An 18137-nucleotide genomic window follows, 5' to 3' on the forward strand; every position below is an offset into this window, starting at 1 on the left:
GACCAATTTATTGCAACCGCAGTAGGACAGCCTTAAGTCCGACAGGCTGCTAGCAAGGCTAACAGGGGCTCGACTCTATGAACGTAGTGTTCAGGGAAAAATCAGGCAAGCTCTTCATCATTGTGAAGGTCAATGATCGAATCGCTTCCCGCATTAGCCCGGGTCTCTTCGTTTCTACTGGCAGCAAGACGGCTTAAATATTCACTGTCGATACCGCCGGCAATGTATTTACCATCAAAGACAGAACAGTCAAAGTCGGTAATCTCGGGATTCAACGAAGAAACGATTTTCTTAAGATCATCCAAATCCTGAAAGATCAGACGATCTGCCCCGATTTCCTGCTCGATTTCCTTGTCAGTCCGATTGTAGGCAATGAGCTCTTCTGATGTTGGCATGTCGATCCCATAAACATTGGGGAAGCGAATTGCAGGAGCAGCAGAGCTAAAATAGACTTTCTTTGCGCCACTGTCTCTGGCCATCTCGATGATCTGCTGGCAGGTCGTGCCTCTGACAATAGAGTCATCGACTAACAGGACATTCTTGCCTTCAAATTCCTGTTGAATGGCACTGAGTTTTTGGCGAACGGATTTCTCGCGGACTTCCTGACCAGGCATGATGAATGTGCGACCAATGTAGCGGTTTTTAACAAAGCCCTCTTTGTAAGGAAGCCCCAATCGGTTGGCAATCTCCAGTGCTGATGTCCGGCTGGTGTCAGGAATAGGCATGACAACATCAATATCATGCTCTGGCCACTCTCTGAGAATCTTGTTAGCAAGGATCTGCCCCATTCTCTGATGAGCCTGATAGACAGAAATACCATCAACAATGGAGTCAGGGCGGGCGAGATAGACGTACTCAAAAATACAAGGATGCTTGGTGCCCTGAACACACTGGAATGTGTGCAGCTGATTATTTGAGTCTATGAAGACAGCTTCGCCTGGCTCGACGTCACGAATAACTTCAAAACCAGAGGCACTCAAAGCGACGGATTCAGAAGCCATCATATATTCTGTGCCTTTTTCGCTTTCCCGCTTACCGAAGATCAGGGGGCGAATACCGTTAGGGTCACGAAAACCAATGATACCGTGACCATTAATCATGGCGACGACAGCATAGCCACCTTCGCAACGCTCATGGACTCGACGAACCGCCTGGAAGAAGTCTTCCGGCTTGGGCTGCAACTTGCCTGACTGCTCCAGTTCATGGGCGAAGACATTCAGCAGAATCTCTGAATCAGAGCTGGTATTGATGTGACGAAGATCTTCTTCAAAGAGTTCCTGCTTGATGCTCTGGGCATTGGTCAGATTCCCGTTATGGGCAAGGGCAATACCATAGGGAGAGTTAACATAGAACGGCTGGGCCTCGGCTGAGCTGGAAGTACCTGCGGTAGGATAACGAACATGAGCGATGCCCATATTGCCCACCAGTTTTTTCATGTGCCGGGTTCTGAAGACATCACGGACCAGCCCGTTATCTTTTCTCAGATAAAAGTGCCCTCCGCCCAGGGTCACCATACCGGCTGCGTCCTGCCCCCTGTGCTGAAGCACGGTCAGCGCATCGAACAACAGCTGGTTAACATTCACTGTCGCCGAAATACCGACAATTCCACACATTTCTCACATCCTCAGGCTGGATCAGCGGCTCCAAAGCTTTGGCAAGGTCACCTGAAAGTCAGAAAAACCCTGTTTTTTGTGCTTATAGCTGTCTTTAGAGCCTATTTTTTCTCAAAAGTTCAGAAAGCGCCCTCTGGACGTTTGCCTGTTCCCGGGAAGCTTTCAGAGATTATTTCAACCGGCTTGCAACATAGGTTCAACCCACTGGACCACTGTTTGTCTGGACCAGTCTGCAAGTAGCAAAAAGTGCGGCAATAATACCGAATCTTGCCATGCTTCGTCATTCTCTAATGGAGCAAAAGTCATTAATCCCACCACAAGCACCACAAGCAAGCAGCCTCTGAGCCCGCCGAAAACCATACCCAGTATCCTATCAGTCCCAGTGAGACCGGTGGCTTCAACCAATTCTGAAAATAATCGATTAATCAACCCGCCCACCAGTAGCGTTGCGACAAAAAGCAGAATTGATGCGGAAACCACTCTAACAGACGGGGTTTCTACATACTGAGTTAACAAGTTTGCAACACTGCCGTTAAAAGTCCAGGCCACAAAAATGGCCACTACCCAGGTCAGAAGAGAGAGAACTTCTTTGAAAAAGCCTCGTTTAAGGCTGATAAGAGAGGAAACAGCCACTATGGCCGCAATGACCCAATCAATCCAGGTAAAGGTCAAAGGAATACTCCTGCATAAGTCTTTATTCAGGCTAGATTATCGGTTTTGGAACACGTACTCAACATACAAAAAGCCCGTCTCTATGGACGGGCTTTTTGTATATGTGATTCCCTACTCTTCGAAAATTATCCTGGATTCGTTCTTCTTCATAAAGGCTTCACCGATGAACTTCACTTGATCAAGGTCATCCATATTCTTGTAAGGACCATGTGCTTTACGGTGTTTTACTATCTCTTCTGCTGTTCGTCTGCCTACGCCTATAAGCTTTTCGTCCAGTTCCTGAACGGTGGCTGTGTTGACGTTAACGACCTGTTCTTTTTCGTCGCTATTGGCAAATGAACCGTTAGAGAATATTAAAAGGCTGGAAAGAGCAATGCTTGAGAAAAATGTATTCATAATCAAACTTCCTTATTGATTATTAACGTTTGGCTTCAGATATCTTGAAACCGTTATTTTCAGTTCTAGACGGATTTTTAAAAAAAACCAAACAGATGGAAAAAAAACTATGAATACAACAGAACCATTGAATATAAATGACTGATTTTATAAAGAACTCACGACAGACTCCAGAATAAGCACCCAGACAGCACAGCCAATGTTTTGACAATATAGAAGTACGAATAACACCATTTCTTCTGGCTCTGACAGCAAAAAGTCGAGAGTAAAACAAACCCTCAGGAGCCTTTCGGATTGATGACTTCGAGTATAAATTTCAGAACAAAACGAGCCGGAGTATTGAGTACACTCATGGCTGCAGTTAGTATCACCTACCGATTTTGTATTAAACTACGCCCAGCCCTATAAATGAAACTTGAACTATTGTTGTTGGTGCAGTTTAGATTCGTAAAGCACAAAGTGAGTAAGATAGAATGAAGGAAAATGGGATAACGGACAAAGCAGGTAGCCTTTATGCGAGACTTGTATGATACCGATTTTTACAGCTGGACTCAGAGACAGGCAAAACTGATTCGTGAAGGTCGCCTGACAGAACTCGACCTGGAAAATATCCTTGAGGAAATTGAGAGCATGGGTCGCAGTGATTACAGAGCCTTGCAGTCCCGGCTGGAAATACTGTTCATGCACTTGTTGAAATGGGAACACCAGCCAGAAAAAAGACAAACAGGCCACAGCTGGGAACGCACCATTCGTGAGCAACGTAAGCAGGCACGGCGGATTCTACAGGATTCTCCGGGTCTAAAACACAAAATTGATGTTATGCTCCCTGTTGCTTACAAAAGAGCCGTCGAAGATGCCGCTGAAGAAACAGGACTATCACCTTCCATCTTCCCCAAGGAGCGTCCCTGGAGTTATGAGCAAGCTATCAATCCTGAATTCTGGCCCTAAAACTTCTCAGTCCATAAGATAAACTGAACACTAACTATGAAATCCTATAAAACAGCAGGTCATTTTTGTGCGTGATTTATACGATACTGATTTTTACAGCTGGACCCAGAGGCAGGCAAAACTGATCCGTGAGGGCCGCCTGGCAGAACTCGATCTGGAAAATATCCTTGAGGAAATTGAGAGCATGGGTCGCAGTGACTACAGGGCATTAGAGTCCAGAATATGCGTACTTTTCATGCATTTGTTGAAATGGCAGTACCAGCCTGAAAAAAGGCAGACTGGCCAAAGCTGGGAAAGAACGATCCGAGAGCAACGCAAGCAGATCAGGCGAATTCTAAGAAAAAATTCAGGACTGAAAAGCAAACTGACAGAGATTTTGGTTGAAGCTTACTCGGACGCTGTAGAAGACGCCTCAGATGAGACAGAGCTACCCTCCTCTACTTTTCCAAAAGAATGCCCCTGGAACTATGAGCAGGCGATGGACCCGGAATTTTGGCCGTAATGTCCTTGTATATATCCAGAACGGAAAGTTCGAGACCGACTGAGCGCAATAGCAAAGTGTCTCCTTCCCCGAAACGCCGTGTATACCATTGCCCATTTTCCCGACGGTACAGATCCACCAGAAACTCATATTGAGAAACCAGCATGTATTCTTCCAAGGTCGCTATTTGAGTATATGCCTCAAGTTTGGCAAAACGATCATGCTGTTCTGTGGATTTCGAAAGGATCTCAATAATCAGTTTTGGATTCTCTTCAACATAATCATCACCAGAGCAAAGGCCACAAGACACCATTATGTCGGGGTAGAAAAAGATATTATCACTTTCAGAGCCTGCACTGACTTTCATGTCAGAAGCAAAGACATCGCAGCCAGTGCCAGAAAGATGCCGTTGAAGCCTCGCTGCAAGAGAAACTGTCAACAAGTTATGCTTTCGACTGCCACCCACCATGGCGAAGACATATCCATTGATATACTCTCTTTTTGATTCAGCCGTCTTTTCAGACTCCAGGTATTCATCAACGGATAACAGTGGATTTTTCATAGCGTTTTGCATCTGGCTCACCGATCATTTCTGAAATATGAGCCGATCAATATAGACAGAAATTAAGCAAAAACCCTGGCAAACGACAACTCAATGATAGTTCAAAACCGCTCGCTCAGGATTTGATTCAGCTTGTCTGGACTGATCCATCCAGTCCACAACGTCAGACGTTGGACTAAAACCATTCACATAGCTGGAAAGCAGATTTCTCAGATCAGTGAAACGCCCATCTCGTGCCACCTCAAAAATAGTCTGCAAGGCCAGTCTGTAGTCATTCCAGGATTCTTTGCTTTCCATAGCCATACTGATTTTAGGATGGCTGGTACCTGCCACATTGTCTCCAATCAACAGTTCTTCATAGAGCTTTTCACCAGGGCGTAAACCCGTGTAGACAATTTCAATATCACCTTCAGGATTACTTTCGTCTTTGAGAGTTAAGCCGGATAAATTAATCATCCGCTTTGCCAGATTGGCTATTTTGACAGGTTTCCCCATATCCAGTACAAAAACCTCACCTCCGCTGGCCATAGCACCGGCTTGAATCACCAAAAGAGCAGCCTCTGGAATTGTCATAAAATAACGATTGATGTCTGGATGAGTCACCGTCACAGGGCCACCAACCCGGATCTGCTCACGAAACGCCGGGATGACAGAGCCACTGGAACCCAATACATTTCCAAACCGGACCATTGTAAAACAGGTATTAACCGGTATTTTTGTTTCTGCCACAACGCCAAACCTGTCCGAGTGGAACAGTTTTACTGAAAGTTCAGCAGCCAACCCCTGCAAAGCCATTTCTGCCAGGCGCTTTGAGGCACCCATAACATTTGTGGGCCGCACTGCCTTATCAGTAGATACCAAGACAAAGCGCTCTACCTGAGTAACAATCGCGGCTTGTGCGGCATAAAGTGTTCCTAACGTATTATTTCGTAAACCTTCTTCTATATTATGTTCAACAATAGGTACATGCTTATAGGCAGCAGCGTGATAAACCGTATCCACAGAAAATCTTCGCAAGGTTTCAATTAATCGCTCCGGATTATTGACCGAACCCAGCACTGCTGCAATCTGAACCGCTTTACAGTCATTTGAACTATTTTGTGTCTTTATTAAATCCTGTTCGACAGAATATAAGCTGAACTCACTGTGCTCATAAAGCACAAGACATAAAGGCTTCCTTTTAAGAATCTGCCGACAGAGTTCAGAACCAATAGAACCACCTGCGCCAGTGACCATCACCACTTTACCAGTGATACACTTTTCCAAGAGATCTTGTCTTGGCTCCACCTCGTCTCTGCCAAGGACGTCACCGATATCAACAGGCTGAATTTCCTGCATTTTCATTCGACCGCTAGCCAGATCAGACACGGCAGGTATTGTTCGAATAGGCAGTCCGTGCTGCTCAAGTGTCTGAACAATCTCTTTTCGCCTTAGCCTGCTCGCAGAGGGTATGGCCAGTAACACCTCCTGAACGCCTGTTTCCTGCACCATTTGCCCGAAACTTGAGGGTCGGTATATACGCCTCCCTTGAATAGCACGCCCGGCATTGTCCGGCTTATCATCTAAAAAAGCGACTGGCTGGTACTCAATCCCCCTGTCTAAAGCGGACATCACCTGCACTCCCGCAGCCCCGGCGCCATAAATGGCGACAGGAATTCCCCGGCGTGAGTGCCTTTGCCTGCTAGGGAAAAATTCAGGAAAGATATCTGCTATGGATTCCTCTAATAACCAGCTTCTAATCACGTAGCGTGTGATAGTCATAGTCGGCAGCAACAGGAGCCAGTATATAAAAGGAATAGAGCGTGGAAGTTGGGCCTGTCCGGAGAGAAACCCAGCTAACATCAAGCAGATAGCAGCATAGGAACATGCTTTAAAGATGACGATAAGAGAGTCAGAGCCCATATACCGCAGGACAGCTCTATAAAGTCCCATTTTAACCAGAAAAGGCAAGGTGACTGCCACAGCAACAATAAAGGCTGGATAATAGCGAGTAAAGGGGTCAACCATACTCAGGCGAATATAAAACGCCATCCACAAACAGAAGATTATTGCTATTGAATCGAATAGCAATGCAACTAGCCGTTTACTTGAGCGTGGGAGAGAGAGCAGTTTGTTGCGCATGTGTTACCTGGAGAAGGACTGAAAGTACTGTAGCAAAAACTCTATCATTTAGACTGTTTTACTCTATCGCCCTGACCACGTCCAGCTAGAGTCATAAAAATATAGCGAAAGTAGTTAGAAGGAGACATGCCTTTAATCATTTCCGCATCTGTTTTTGCCAGTAATTCAGGCATTGACATATCAATATCTGACACTTGAGCCAAGCCTGTAATTCCTGGCCTGACATCGTAAACCATTAAGCTATCGCGATGCTCAATAAGTTCAACCTGATTAAATAAATTGGGTCTTGGACCGACCAAACTCATTTCACCTTTTAGGACGTTCCATAATTGTGGTAATTCATCCAACTTGGTTTTTCTAAGGAATTTACCAAATCGAGTTATTGAGCTATTTGAAACGAGATGGCTAGCTACAGAAGCAGTATCAGTTCTCATCGTCCTGAATTTAACTAGTATAAAAGGTTTTTTCTTTCTTCCAACCCGCTCCTGTCTAAACAAAGGCGAGCCAGAGTCAAAATAAATAGCAAAATAGATAACAATAAATAAAGGCATTACAAAAATAAAACCGAATAATGAAATTAACAAATCTAATATGCGCAACATATAAATCAATCATCCGAGAAACATTCACAAATCCCTTCATTGAAAGTTAGAAGTGGCTTCCATTGAAGAGTATCTTTCACATGCTTCATGTCAATTTGCAAATCGCCAGCCAATTTATCTATGACCGATGACTTCCCTAATATACTGGCTAAAAAACGAAGAAAAGTGACATTTAATGGTATTAAACATGGAGTTCTACCACTAGCAATAATCAAACTATGCAGCAGTTCAGTTGTAGAAACATCTTCATCATCACTAACAAGAAATGTTTGCCCTGAAGCCGCAGGGTGCTTTATGCAAATCGTAATAAAATCCACTAAATTATTAATACCAATAAAGCTACGTTTGTTGTGAATGGCTCCTAAGGGTAAAGGTAACTTTTTATTTATTAGCTTAAGTAAACTACCAAAGTTTCCTGGTGCTCGCTTTCCATAAACTAGTGGTGGACGAATTACAACCACCTCTAGAGTACTCTTTTTAGAAATTTTTTCCAAGCCTAACTCTGCATTGTACTTAGAGCGACTGTACGAATCGTAAGGACTAGGTGTATCATTAAATGAAAATGGTCTTACACTTTTATTTCCATTTACTCCAATAGAACTTAGAAAAATAAAACGTTTGACACCTGCCTTCAAAGCCTGAACTGCAAGATTCAGAGTACCCTCATTATTTACCTTATTATAATTAGAAATAGTTTTTTCAGAATCACTCTTTAAAATATGAGAATGGGCAGCACAATGAACAACAACAGAAACGCCCTCTAATGCTTCCGTCCAGTCTGTTCTAGCGTCAATAGAACCGACAGACAACACACCCGACAGATACGGATCTTCATTTTTTCGTACAGTACCGACAACATCCAGTGAGCATTCTTCTTTTAGTTTATTATAAAGTACTGATCCAACAAAACCGTTTGCTCCTGTTACTAACACACGCATAACTAATCCTGAATTTTGATATACTACCAACTTGAATAGAGCTAAGCTCTTATTTTAATCCCCTGAATTCAAGTAATAAGTGCATAAACTATGACTTTTCCTGCATCTATTCAGGATAACTCTTTAATTGCATCATGAGAGGCTTTGTAACCCGAACATTTTCGAGGCCTAATATTCAAGTCAGGGCATTCGCACCAATCGAGTACGACTAGGCAAAAGCAGTTTTACAGATGCTTATGACCTGCTGACTTTCAACGGACCTACCCCTGAGCCTTCTGATTGAAGCAATTCTGCTGTGATCTGCTTTTTTGACCCGCAAAGTCTCTAGTACAGGCAAATAAAATCGCTAAATTCGAATGACCAAATAGCGAATAGTAATCGAACCCATTCCAAAAAAAATGACCAGACAGGTTATTTTGTTATAAAAATGCTCATCAATAGCAATTGAGACATGCATTTAATTCAACAACAACTCTTTACCCATCATTAAAACAATGATGATATTACCAATGATATTTAGATTGAATCAAACACAGACAAAAAAGGCTTTAAAAGAACAACTAAACATTAAAGCTCGCTTTTCCTAAATTCATAAAACTTAATCCTAATCTTTTTCATAACAAAGAAAAAAAGTGAAAAATAAAATCCATTTTTTCTAGCTGCTTTGATAATTTCATAGTTTTGCTTAACAATATTACCAACACTCTTATTAGTTTCACCACCAAGGCGCATTCTTACCAAAACCCCAGATATATATTTAACTTTAATTTTGTTTTTACCAATCACTCGTATGAGAAAATCATAATCTGCCGCAAGTCTATTTGAAGTATCAAACAAACCATATTTTTTATATACATAAGATTTGGCAAAAAAAGTAGGATGTGCTGGCATCCAGCCTTTCCCCCATAAACTTTCATCATATTCGCAAGATTTCCAAAATCTTACAACACGACTTAAATCATCCTTTGACACATATACCAGATCTCCATAGCAGGCATCAATATCAGCATTGGAAATGCCAGCAATAACATTGAAGATTACATCATCATCCTGAAAAACATCGTCAGAATTGAGAATACCAATGACATCACCGGTTGCCAGCTTAATACCTTTATTCATAGCATCATAAAGGCCTTCATCTGGTTCAGATATCAGTTGACATATATTTTCTTTGTATTTATCAATAATAGAAAGAGTTTGGTCAGTAGAGCCACCATCTACAATGATATATTCAATATCTCGATAATTCTGGGATATAACGGAACGAATAGTATCTTCAATAGTGATTGCTGAGTTAAAACATACGGTGATTATAGATATTTTCATGCGCCCATTTCGTAAAAATGCATAAGTAGAAAAATAACTGAAGCACTTATCTACTTCTGATCGAAGCAAGTAATTCAGCTGCTTTCAGACTGGGAGCAGAAAGGCAAATATCTCCACCAATTACCATGATCTCTGGCTTTAAATACTCCGCTATAGCCCGACCAATTCGCCAGACAATACCTTCGTTCAATTCACCGGGCATAGGGCCACGAATGTCGTAAGCTTGCAAACAGTTAAGAGTACTCATCAAAAAAGCCAAAATAGAATAAAGTTATATATTGCTTGTGGGTGAATGGTGAATCGTCAATTATGAAATGACTCACAACTTAAGCCCTCCCATATGTATCCTCAAACCGCACAATATCATCTTCTCCCAAGTAGCCGCCGCTTTGAACTTCAATCAATTCAAGGTCAAACTTACCCGGATTTTCCAGTCGATGGACAACACCAATTGGGATATAAGTAGACTGATTTTCGGTTAGCAAAAGTTCCTGATCACCATTGGTAATTCGTGCTGTCCCTTTAACCACGATCCAGTGTTCAGCCCGGTGATGGTGCATTTGCAGTGAGAGCCGGGCACCCGGCTTAACGGTAATGCGTTTCACTTGAAAGCGCTCACCCATATCAATGGAGTCGTAGGCACCCCAAGGACGATAAATTTTACGATGCAGCTTAGCCTCGGGGCGGTTTTCTGCTTTGAGTCGATTTACTATCTTTTTCACATCCTGCACACGGCTCTTATGAGCCACGAGGATAGCGTCATCACTTTCGGTAATCACCAGATCTTCTACACCCACAGTAGCAATCAACTTTTTCTCACTGCGAACATAGGTGTTCCGACTATCTTCCATTAAGACATCCCCAAAAGTAGAGTTACCCAATTGATCTTTTTCAGCAATATCGGCCAAAGAAGACCAGGATCCGACATCGGACCAACCCGCATTCAGGGGAACCATCACCGCATCAGTGGTTTTTTCCATCACCGCATAATCAATGGATTCATCGGGACACGCTAGAAAAGCAGCCTCATCAACACGAACAAAGTCCAGGTCGGAATTCTGCAACTCCATGGCTTGTTGGCAAGCTGTCAGAATATCCGAACGAAACTTGCCCAGTTCTTCCAGATAACGTGAGGCTTTGAACAGAAACATACCGGAATTCCAGTAATAGTTGCCACAGTCCAGGTATTCCTGAGCCGTTTCAAGATCTGGTTTTTCAACAAAGCGCTCCACCTGTGCAAGCTGTTCACTATTTCTGCTTAACGCTTCACTCGCCTTGATGTACCCATACCCGGTTTCTGCCTGAGTAGGCACAATGCCAAACGTGACCAGTTTGTCATTTTGTGCTGCAGGCATCGCAGCTAAAATTGCCTGATGAAAAGCCTGCACATCCTGAATGACATGATCTGCAGCCAACACTAACAACAATGGATCGTTATCGGCTGCAGGCTGTAAGCTCTGCGCTTTCAGCGCCGCCAGTGCTAATGCTGGCGCAGTATTACGACCAACCGGTTCCAGAATAATCGCTGACGGTTTACGGCCCACCTGCCGGAATTGCTCGGCTACCAGGAAACGATGCTCTTCATTGGCAATAACCATTGGCGCACCAAGAGAAGATAAGCCATCCAATCGGGACAAGGTATTCTGCAACATGGTTTGTTCGTTCACCAATGGCAGAAACTGCTTCGGGTATAAAGAGCGAGACTGCGGCCAAAGACGGCTACCAGAGCCGCCGGACATGATAATGGGAATCAGGTTCATAATTATAATTTGCGGGATGTGTGAGTAGTTCTTTTATCTATTAATTTATATTGAACGAAGCTCGTCCTCATGCTCCAGAAACCATTTATAAGTCAACCCAAGACCATCGAACAAAGAGACTGATGATTTCCAACCTAACTGTTCAAGCCGGGTAACATCCATCAGCTTACGCGGTGTACCATCAGGTTTTGTTGAATCAAATACAATCTCACCAGCAAACCCAACCACTTGTTTCATAGTCTCAGCTAATTCGCGAATGGTGCAATCAACTCCAGTACCCACATTAATATGCGACATCATAGCTGAAGTGTGCTGACTGAAAGTCGAGCTATCCAGATTCATGACATGGACACAGGCTGCTGCCATATCATCAACAAAGAGAAACTCCCTCATAGGCTTACCGGTGCCCCAAACTACAACTTCTTTTTCACCACGAATCCTGGCCTCATGAAAACGACGCATCATTGCCGGGATAACATGACTGTTCTCTGGATGAAAATTGTCGTTTACACCATAAAGATTGGTTGGCATTACCGAGCGGTAATCCACACCATATTGTCGATTATAAGACTCGCACAACTTGATACCGGCAATCTTGGCAATGGCATAGGGTTCATTAGTCGGTTCGAGATGACCACTGAGTAACTCATCTTCTACCATAGGTTGCGGGGCCAACTTTGGATAAATACAGCTGGAACCCAGAAACAACAGTTGCTTAACACCCGCAGCATAGGCCTGATGAATAATATTGCACTCGATCATCAGGTTGTCATAAATAAACTCAGCAGGGTAGGTATTGTTAGCGTGAATACCACCCACCCGAGCGGCTGCCAGATAAACCTGATCGATCTGTACAGAGTCGAAAAAACGACGCACAGCGGACTGGTCAGTCAGATCAAGTTCGGCTCTGTCACGACAGATGATCTCATAACCACCAAATTGTGATAACTGGCGGACAATAGCCGAACCCACCATACCCCGATGACCAGCTACATAAATTCTTTTCATATAAAATGTTCAATTAAATGCTCAAGCACAGAGCTTGGTGAAGTCGATGAAAGGCAAACTAAACGGCAAAGTAACTATAATAATGCTAAAGAGAACGCAGCAGGAAGATTTATTCTCTGGATACTTTCACCTCGTACCCATGCTCCTTCAACAGAGCATGCTGTTTGGCCTTGGCCAGATCGCACTCAACCATTTCGGCAACCATCTCTTCAATCGTGGTTGTTGGCTCCCAGCCCAGTTTAGTTTTAGCATTGGTTGGATCACCCAGTAAGGTCTCCACCTCTGCGGGCCGGAAATATCGTGGATCTACTGCAACTACTTTCTGACCAATTGAAAGCGCTGGAGCCTGATCAGTAGTGAATTTATCAACATAGGCGCACTCATCAACACCTTCCCCTTCCCAGCGTAACTGGATACCAATAGCTTTGGCGGTGAAATCTACGAATTGACGAACGGAATATTGAACGCCGGTGGCAATCACAAAATCCTCTGGTTGCTCCTGCTGTAACATCAACCATTGCATTTCCACATAATCACGGGCATGGCCCCAGTCCCGCAGGGCATCCATATTGCCGAGATAGAGACACTGATCCAGCCCTTGGGAAATATTACTCAGCCCTCTGGTGATCTTACGTGTGACAAAGGTTTCACCGCGCCGGGGTGACTCGTGGTTAAACAAAATGCCATTACAGGCATACATGCCGTATGACTCACGATAGTTAACCGTAATCCAATAGGCATACATCTTAGCTACTGCGTAAGGAGAGCGCGGATAAAAGGGCGTTGTCTCTTTCTGCGGGATTTCCTGAACCAACCCATACAATTCTGAAGTAGAGGCTTGATAAAAGCGGGTTTTCTTTTCCAACCCTAAAAATCTTATTGCTTCCAGCAGCCGCAATGTGCCTAATGCATCGACATCTGCGGTATATTCCGGTGACTCGAATGAAACCGCAACATGGGACTGTGCCGCCAAGTTATACACTTCGTCTGGCTGAACTTCACTGATAATACGCGTAAGGTTAGAGCTGTCGCTTAAATCGCCGTAATGCAGTCTGAAATTTTGGTTGTTTGAGTGTGGATCTTCATAGATGTGATCTACACGTTCGGTATTGAACAAAGAGGCTCGACGTTTGATGCCATGAACTTCATAGCCTTTATCGAGCAGGAATTCTGCAAGGTAAGAACCATCCTGACCTGTAACACCCGTTATTAATGCAACTTTTTTATCCATAATAATACTCATTAAATTACTGTAGCACTGAATTTATTGACAACTGAATCAAAGTTATTAAAAAAAGCCTAATATCGTCAGGACCTGAGATGAGCAGTAATCTCCCACCCATCACCATTATTCAAGATATGTTCTACAAAAAACAAAGAGTGTGATTGCATACTATTTGTTAGTAGTAATTTTCAGCATCTCTTCAGCAACAGTTTCCCAAGAGCACGGTATTGATTCTAATGCACCCTCCCAGTTCGGCCACCATCCAGCATCAAGTCTATTGGCCAGTTCCATTATTGCCGATTGTAATGACTGCACATTATCTGCTTCGAAATAAATAGCTTCATCACCACAGAGAGTTCTTGCATAAGGTAGGTCTGGGCAGAGTATTGGTAGTCCACAAAACATTGCCTCAACGAGAGGAAAGCCAAAACTTTCTTCATTTGAGAGAAATAATAATGCATCACAAGACCGATAAAAAGACAGCATTTGATCAGAGTTGATTAATCCAACACAAGAGATGGAACTCCATGTATTATCAGGATTTTTCAATGGATCAATCGTTAAGGTTAATTGCTCGACAGGCCAAGCCTCAGGCTCATCAATTTTAGAAAGGAGTAAATGATTTTTATGTGAATAATCAGCAGCCGGATAAAAAAGATGTAGCTTACCATCGCGGACTCGATTAGTCCTCTTAACAAAAGATTTTGATAACCATTGTGGTACAGGCTGTGGAAGAACAAAAACACGACCGCGCACAGCAGGGTAGAATTTTTCTAGCTTATCCTTCATAACACCTGTCTGCACGATAAATTGGCTAACATGCTTTTCGTTTTTTGAGAAAATAAATTGTGCAACACGATATTTAAAAAAATCAATTGATAAAGATGGCTTAAAATATTTTACCAAGTTAGGAGTATGTAAAAACACAGTCTGAACACCGTTGGTATTCAAAGGTATGTCACCTAACACCAATACTGCTGTATTTTTTGGCAATCTATGTGGGATTATACATTCAAAAAAACGTGACAAAAAATTGGGTAAAAGGCGCTTACGAACAATAAAATTCGTTGATGATTTTGACGATTTGAAGCGACTTAAATCACCACGATCAGGTAAAATGACAGTCGAAACATTAGCATAATTATTGGCCAATAATTTTGGTAACAAAGATTTTGCAAGCTGAACAGCACCAACCCCAACAACATTACTCAGGTGCAATTGAATATTATACAGCATAAGAAATGCTCAATTTAATTTATATTTACTGACGTGGAGATCTTTTGAAAAACCTCCCCCTATATCACAATGCATATTTAAAAACTGAGTTACCAGCAAAATAAAATCAGTGCATTTTAATCTAAACTAATAACTTCTTAACCCTCTCGACAGCTGCAGAATGCAATTAAACCGAAAGAGCCTGATAAAGGAAAAATCCCAAGATTATTCCTAAAAGGTGAATCATAAAAAGGGGGCTATGATATGATTAATCATATTTTGATAGTATTTTTTAACAACAATACAATAGTGAGTGATGGTCGGACATCAGCCCTACTGTTATATAGCTAGTATTTCTAAATAGCTGTCGCTATAGACCTCAATATAAGCAGTATTAATTCAGAAAGCCTCTGTATAAAAAGTATTCTGAACAGTGATGGGGTTAAAGTAACAAATTCAGGTATTAAAAAAGAGCTATTTGTGTACAACGCAACTGATTTATTACTAATTCATGAGATTCTATCCATGCCTATTCGGTTTATAGGGCACACTATAATTTGTAAGAAATTCTTTGACCCCATAGATCAATAAAATCTCAAATATTATAAAAAAAACAAAATTTTGTGTATTGAACAATAGAAATAGGAAAGCTGAAAAATAAATTTTCGTTAATAACCCATAACTCTTTAGATAAGAAGGATATAGAAAAGGAAGTAAAATCAAGATTCCAAAAACACCCACTTGAGAAATAAACATGGTAAGCCCATCAGAACCTGTTGGCTTTGAAAAAGAGTGGTAGTTACTGTAGCCCAAAAGTTTTTCTCCAAATGGTACTGCTACTTCAATCTGATTTCCATAACCATAGCCGAGTAATATATTATCCAAAAAAAGTTCAAAACTAATTAATCCGTCATTTATCCTAGAATTAGCCGAAGCCATACCATTACCATTGAATTTATAATCTAACTCAGGTATCAAAATGAAAATGACCGAAAAGAGAAACAACAACAACAACAAACTGGTTTGAATATGGCTGTTTTTTTTAAAAACAAGATGAAGGGATAAAAAGAAAAATAAGAATATGCCGGCTGTCGACTGGGTACTGAGAATAATAGCAGTAAAAAGAAAATATTTAGGCTTTGTAATCTCTCCATTTATTATCGAAAAGAAAAAACCTAACATAATAAAAATTTGAAAAGCACCTGGCTCCCACCACAGCCCACTATTTCTATAGATCTTATATTCAATAAAATTTTCAGACACTCCAAAAAAAATAAAATTTCTTAAATGCCTCCCATCTGTTGCAACAAAATCTGGAAACGGAGACTCTATACCAAAAAAAATAACTAAAAATGCCAGAAGGGAAATAGTTCCAAGAACCAATATAATATCAGTGAATATTTTTGAAAATTTATCAAAATTCAAAAAAGAAACAAGAAGTATCGCTATAAACAACCTAAGCATTAAAGTCACATAAGATAAAGCTCTAACATCAGAATTAAGCAATACAACAAATAGAAATATCAAAGAAAAAAACAAAATCTGAAGACTAATGTTAACCCTAGTACCAAAAATAGCTAAAAGAAATAAAAAAATAAAAACTGGTATCAAAATAACATTATTAAAGAAGCTCTCAAAATACAATGATTTTGAGAGCATCATAACAAGAAAAACTAGAAATATATCCAAGGCTTTAAATCTAGAAACGCAAGAAAAAGAACTCAACATGTTAGTAACTATTAAAGATTATTGTAAGAATTAATCTGATCCACATCTTTATCATGAATAAATGTAGAAAAACAATCTAAAGCGAGTGACTTTTTTCTAGAAGTAATTAACTGGATAAAGCTTTTCAGACTATCAAAATCAGGTTCGACTATGTAACCATTTACACCATGCTCAACAAGTTCAACCGCTCCACATTTATTAGAAATGATAACTGGAAGATTAAAGTGTAATGCTTCTTCAACCACCAGCCCCCATGTTTCACTGATACTTGGAAGGATCAAAAAATCATAACCTTTAAATAAATCACTGATATTTTCGTTAGCAACGTGATCTTGTATTTGAATGTTATCCCGACACAATGTTAGTAAGTCACGCTTAAGTGGCCCTTTACCAACGATATTAAGATAACAATCAGGGAATTGGTTAAAAACTTCAATCAAGTTAAAAAGATTTTTTTCTTCCGACAATCTTCCAAGAAAAAGAAACCGCTTTGGATAGATCGAAGCAGGCTCAAAAAAAACAGGTAGGCTTTTATTTTTATTAATCAGACCGACACCCTTAGTTATCCTTAACTCACCACAAAACCCCAATTTTTTTACAAGCTCACAATGTTTACTTCCTGATGCAAGAATTTTTGATATCCTTGACAAGAATATTTTTTTAAAAAAACCCTTTATTCCAAAAACAGTACTTTCGTTTATAGTCGACTCTAATACTAATATATTTTTTTCTCTTCTATTAACAAAAACCAAAAACCAAAATTCAATCAAATCCCAGCCATTTACAATTATTCTTCTATAACTTATTTTACTTAAAAACTTTATAAGCCTTAAAATACTATAAAGCTTTGACCGGGATTCAAAGCTGCCAAAATTCAGAAATTGATGGTCAAAAGTCATTTTAGAGCTCACAAAATCTTTAGTTCTCTGCAATGAACCATCCGATACAAAAATTACAAAAATATTATTATTCTCAGATATCTTATTATACAAATTCACTTTATAAAATGCTGGAAGATGAGTAACAATCACCAAATCATACATATTTGAAGATACCTGAATTACCAAGCCTAGATCTAACTAAAACGAATAAACTAATCAATAACAAACTGAATACAAAAGTATAAAACCACTGCCCATCAAAAAATCTCACCACAATTAGGTAAGCGGCATTGTTAGTATAAGAATGTAATAAATAAATTAACAAGAAATATTTTGAGACTAGCTTCAAGAAACCGAAATCATTATAAATTGTCAATAATCTTGAACCTGATACGAAAAGGCCGATCATACTTATAGCCCAAATTATATTCAGCAATGGGTACTCATAGTAATGTTTTGCCATATCCAAACTTGGGATTCTTCCAACAAAACAAATAATAGTAAGAAAGACGCTAGCACCTATTATAAAGAAGATATAGTAATCTTTTTTATTTTCTAACCTAAAAAGCAAAAAACCTAAAGAAAGCCAAAATAAAGCATTACTAGTCACGGCAAAATCATGAAAGTGCCTGCCCAGCAAGGACTTCAGCCAGATAGCGTG

Annotated in this window: 18 protein-coding genes; 2 read left to right on the forward strand and 16 right to left on the reverse strand. The window is 40.8% G+C overall.

The features are described 5' to 3' along the window. Nucleotides 1-101 precede the first annotated feature (101 nt). The 3 genes from purF to KDK17_RS03285 form a co-directional block, all read right to left on the reverse strand. Nucleotides 102-1613 carry an amidophosphoribosyltransferase gene (gene purF, locus KDK17_RS03275; protein WP_257287333.1) on the reverse strand — a complete coding sequence of 504 codons (1512 nt, stop codon included), beginning with the start codon at nucleotides 1611-1613 and terminating at the stop codon, nucleotides 102-104. 174 nt (nucleotides 1614-1787) lie between these two features. Beyond that, nucleotides 1788-2285: a CvpA family protein gene (locus tag KDK17_RS03280; RefSeq protein WP_257287334.1), complete on the reverse strand. Its 498-nt coding sequence runs from the start codon at nucleotides 2283-2285 to the stop codon at nucleotides 1788-1790. A gap of 111 nt (nucleotides 2286-2396) precedes the next feature. Continuing rightward, complete coding sequence (locus tag KDK17_RS03285) at nucleotides 2397-2681, reverse strand: helix-hairpin-helix domain-containing protein (protein WP_257287335.1); 285 nt, start codon at nucleotides 2679-2681, stop codon at nucleotides 2397-2399. A 513-nt stretch (nucleotides 2682-3194) separates the two neighbouring features. Here KDK17_RS03285 and KDK17_RS03290 point away from each other — a divergent pair. Both KDK17_RS03290 and KDK17_RS03295 read left to right on the forward strand, forming a co-directional pair. Next, nucleotides 3195-3629, forward strand: a complete 435-nt coding sequence (locus tag KDK17_RS03290; RefSeq protein WP_257287336.1) for a DUF29 domain-containing protein — start codon at nucleotides 3195-3197, stop codon at nucleotides 3627-3629. Nucleotides 3630-3696: 67 nt separating this feature from the next. Then, nucleotides 3697-4131 carry a DUF29 domain-containing protein gene (locus KDK17_RS03295; RefSeq protein WP_257287337.1) on the forward strand — a complete coding sequence of 145 codons (435 nt, stop codon included), beginning with the start codon at nucleotides 3697-3699 and terminating at the stop codon, nucleotides 4129-4131. Here the strand turns inward: KDK17_RS03295 and KDK17_RS03300 are convergent. The 13 genes from KDK17_RS03300 to KDK17_RS03360 all read right to left on the reverse strand — a co-directional run. Then, nucleotides 4067-4672, reverse strand: coding sequence for a Uma2 family endonuclease (locus KDK17_RS03300; RefSeq protein WP_257287338.1), 606 nt, complete (start codon nucleotides 4670-4672; stop codon nucleotides 4067-4069). The genes KDK17_RS03295 and KDK17_RS03300 overlap by 65 nt on opposite strands. A 90-nt stretch (nucleotides 4673-4762) precedes the next feature. Then, nucleotides 4763-6793, reverse strand: a complete 2031-nt coding sequence (locus KDK17_RS03305; RefSeq protein ID WP_257287339.1) for a nucleoside-diphosphate sugar epimerase/dehydratase — start codon at nucleotides 6791-6793, stop codon at nucleotides 4763-4765. Nucleotides 6794-6837: 44 nt separating this feature from the next. Beyond that, nucleotides 6838-7395 (reverse strand): sugar transferase, encoded by a 558-nt coding sequence (locus tag KDK17_RS03310; RefSeq protein ID WP_257287340.1) that lies wholly within the window; start codon nucleotides 7393-7395, stop codon nucleotides 6838-6840. A gap of 5 nt (nucleotides 7396-7400) precedes the next feature. Next, the gene (locus KDK17_RS03315; protein WP_257254804.1) at nucleotides 7401-8333 is read right to left on the reverse strand and encodes an NAD-dependent epimerase/dehydratase family protein; all 933 of its coding nucleotides are present in this window, start codon (nucleotides 8331-8333) and stop codon (nucleotides 7401-7403) included. 567 nt (nucleotides 8334-8900) lie between these two features. Continuing rightward, nucleotides 8901-9659, reverse strand: coding sequence for a glycosyltransferase family 2 protein (locus tag KDK17_RS03320; protein ID WP_257254805.1), 759 nt, complete (start codon nucleotides 9657-9659; stop codon nucleotides 8901-8903). Nucleotides 9660-9705: 46 nt separating this feature from the next. Further along, entirely contained in the window at nucleotides 9706-9906 is a 201-nt protein-coding gene (locus KDK17_RS03325) for a hypothetical protein (protein WP_257254806.1), read from the reverse strand. A 79-nt stretch (nucleotides 9907-9985) separates the two neighbouring features. Further along, nucleotides 9986-11419, reverse strand: a complete 1434-nt coding sequence (locus KDK17_RS03330) for a mannose-1-phosphate guanylyltransferase/mannose-6-phosphate isomerase (RefSeq protein WP_257254807.1) — start codon at nucleotides 11417-11419, stop codon at nucleotides 9986-9988. 45 nt (nucleotides 11420-11464) lie between these two features. Further along, nucleotides 11465-12427: a GDP-L-fucose synthase gene (locus KDK17_RS03335; RefSeq protein WP_257254808.1), complete on the reverse strand. Its 963-nt coding sequence runs from the start codon at nucleotides 12425-12427 to the stop codon at nucleotides 11465-11467. Between the two features lie 109 nt (nucleotides 12428-12536). Beyond that, a complete protein-coding gene (gene gmd, locus KDK17_RS03340; RefSeq protein WP_373691559.1) occupies nucleotides 12537-13670 on the reverse strand; it encodes a GDP-mannose 4,6-dehydratase in 1134 nt (377 codons plus the stop codon). A gap of 150 nt (nucleotides 13671-13820) precedes the next feature. Beyond that, on the reverse strand, nucleotides 13821-14888 hold the full coding sequence (locus KDK17_RS03345; RefSeq protein ID WP_257254680.1) for a glycosyltransferase: 1068 nt from the start codon (nucleotides 14886-14888) through the stop codon (nucleotides 13821-13823). Nucleotides 14889-15386: 498 nt separating this feature from the next. Beyond that, nucleotides 15387-16595, reverse strand: a complete 1209-nt coding sequence (locus KDK17_RS03350) for a hypothetical protein (protein ID WP_257254679.1) — start codon at nucleotides 16593-16595, stop codon at nucleotides 15387-15389. Nucleotides 16596-16606: 11 nt separating this feature from the next. Beyond that, nucleotides 16607-17638, reverse strand: a complete 1032-nt coding sequence (locus KDK17_RS03355) for a glycosyltransferase family 4 protein (protein WP_257254678.1) — start codon at nucleotides 17636-17638, stop codon at nucleotides 16607-16609. Further along, on the reverse strand, nucleotides 17631-18137 hold a 507-nt coding region (locus KDK17_RS03360), incomplete at its 5' end, for a hypothetical protein (RefSeq protein ID WP_257254677.1). The genes KDK17_RS03360 and KDK17_RS03355, both read right to left, overlap by 8 nt.

The sequence above is a fragment of the Endozoicomonas sp. SESOKO2 genome, from assembly GCF_024606245.1.
GTDB lineage: Bacteria > Pseudomonadota > Gammaproteobacteria > Pseudomonadales > Endozoicomonadaceae > Endozoicomonas_A.

Bases quoted from the DNA above. Each gene is read 5' to 3' on its own strand.
- KDK17_RS03290 (WP_257287336.1), top strand. From the start codon at position 3,195: ATGCGAGACTTGTATGATACCGATTTTTACAGCTGGACTCAGAGACAG.
- KDK17_RS03335 (WP_257254808.1), bottom strand. From the start codon at position 12,427: ATGAAAAGAATTTATGTAGCTGGTCATCGGGGTATGGTGGGTTCGGCT.
- KDK17_RS03310 (WP_257287340.1), bottom strand. From the start codon at position 7,395: ATGTTGCGCATATTAGATTTGTTAATTTCATTATTCGGTTTTATTTTT.
- KDK17_RS03285 (WP_257287335.1), bottom strand. From the start codon at position 2,681: ATGAATACATTTTTCTCAAGCATTGCTCTTTCCAGCCTTTTAATATTC.
- KDK17_RS03325 (WP_257254806.1), bottom strand. From the start codon at position 9,906: ATGAGTACTCTTAACTGTTTGCAAGCTTACGACATTCGTGGCCCTATG.
- KDK17_RS03345 (WP_257254680.1), bottom strand. From the start codon at position 14,888: ATGCTGTATAATATTCAATTGCACCTGAGTAATGTTGTTGGGGTTGGT.
- KDK17_RS03355 (WP_257254678.1), bottom strand. From the start codon at position 17,638: ATGTATGATTTGGTGATTGTTACTCATCTTCCAGCATTTTATAAAGTG.
- KDK17_RS03330 (WP_257254807.1), bottom strand. From the start codon at position 11,419: ATGAACCTGATTCCCATTATCATGTCCGGCGGCTCTGGTAGCCGTCTT.
- KDK17_RS03320 (WP_257254805.1), bottom strand. From the start codon at position 9,659: ATGAAAATATCTATAATCACCGTATGTTTTAACTCAGCAATCACTATT.
- KDK17_RS03300 (WP_257287338.1), bottom strand. From the start codon at position 4,672: ATGAAAAATCCACTGTTATCCGTTGATGAATACCTGGAGTCTGAAAAG.
- gmd (WP_373691559.1), bottom strand. From the start codon at position 13,670: ATGAGTATTATTATGGATAAAAAAGTTGCATTAATAACGGGTGTTACA.
- purF (WP_257287333.1), bottom strand. From the start codon at position 1,613: ATGTGTGGAATTGTCGGTATTTCGGCGACAGTGAATGTTAACCAGCTG.
- KDK17_RS03350 (WP_257254679.1), bottom strand. From the start codon at position 16,595: ATGTTGAGTTCTTTTTCTTGCGTTTCTAGATTTAAAGCCTTGGATATA.
- KDK17_RS03305 (WP_257287339.1), bottom strand. From the start codon at position 6,793: ATGCGCAACAAACTGCTCTCTCTCCCACGCTCAAGTAAACGGCTAGTT.
- KDK17_RS03315 (WP_257254804.1), bottom strand. From the start codon at position 8,333: ATGCGTGTGTTAGTAACAGGAGCAAACGGTTTTGTTGGATCAGTACTT.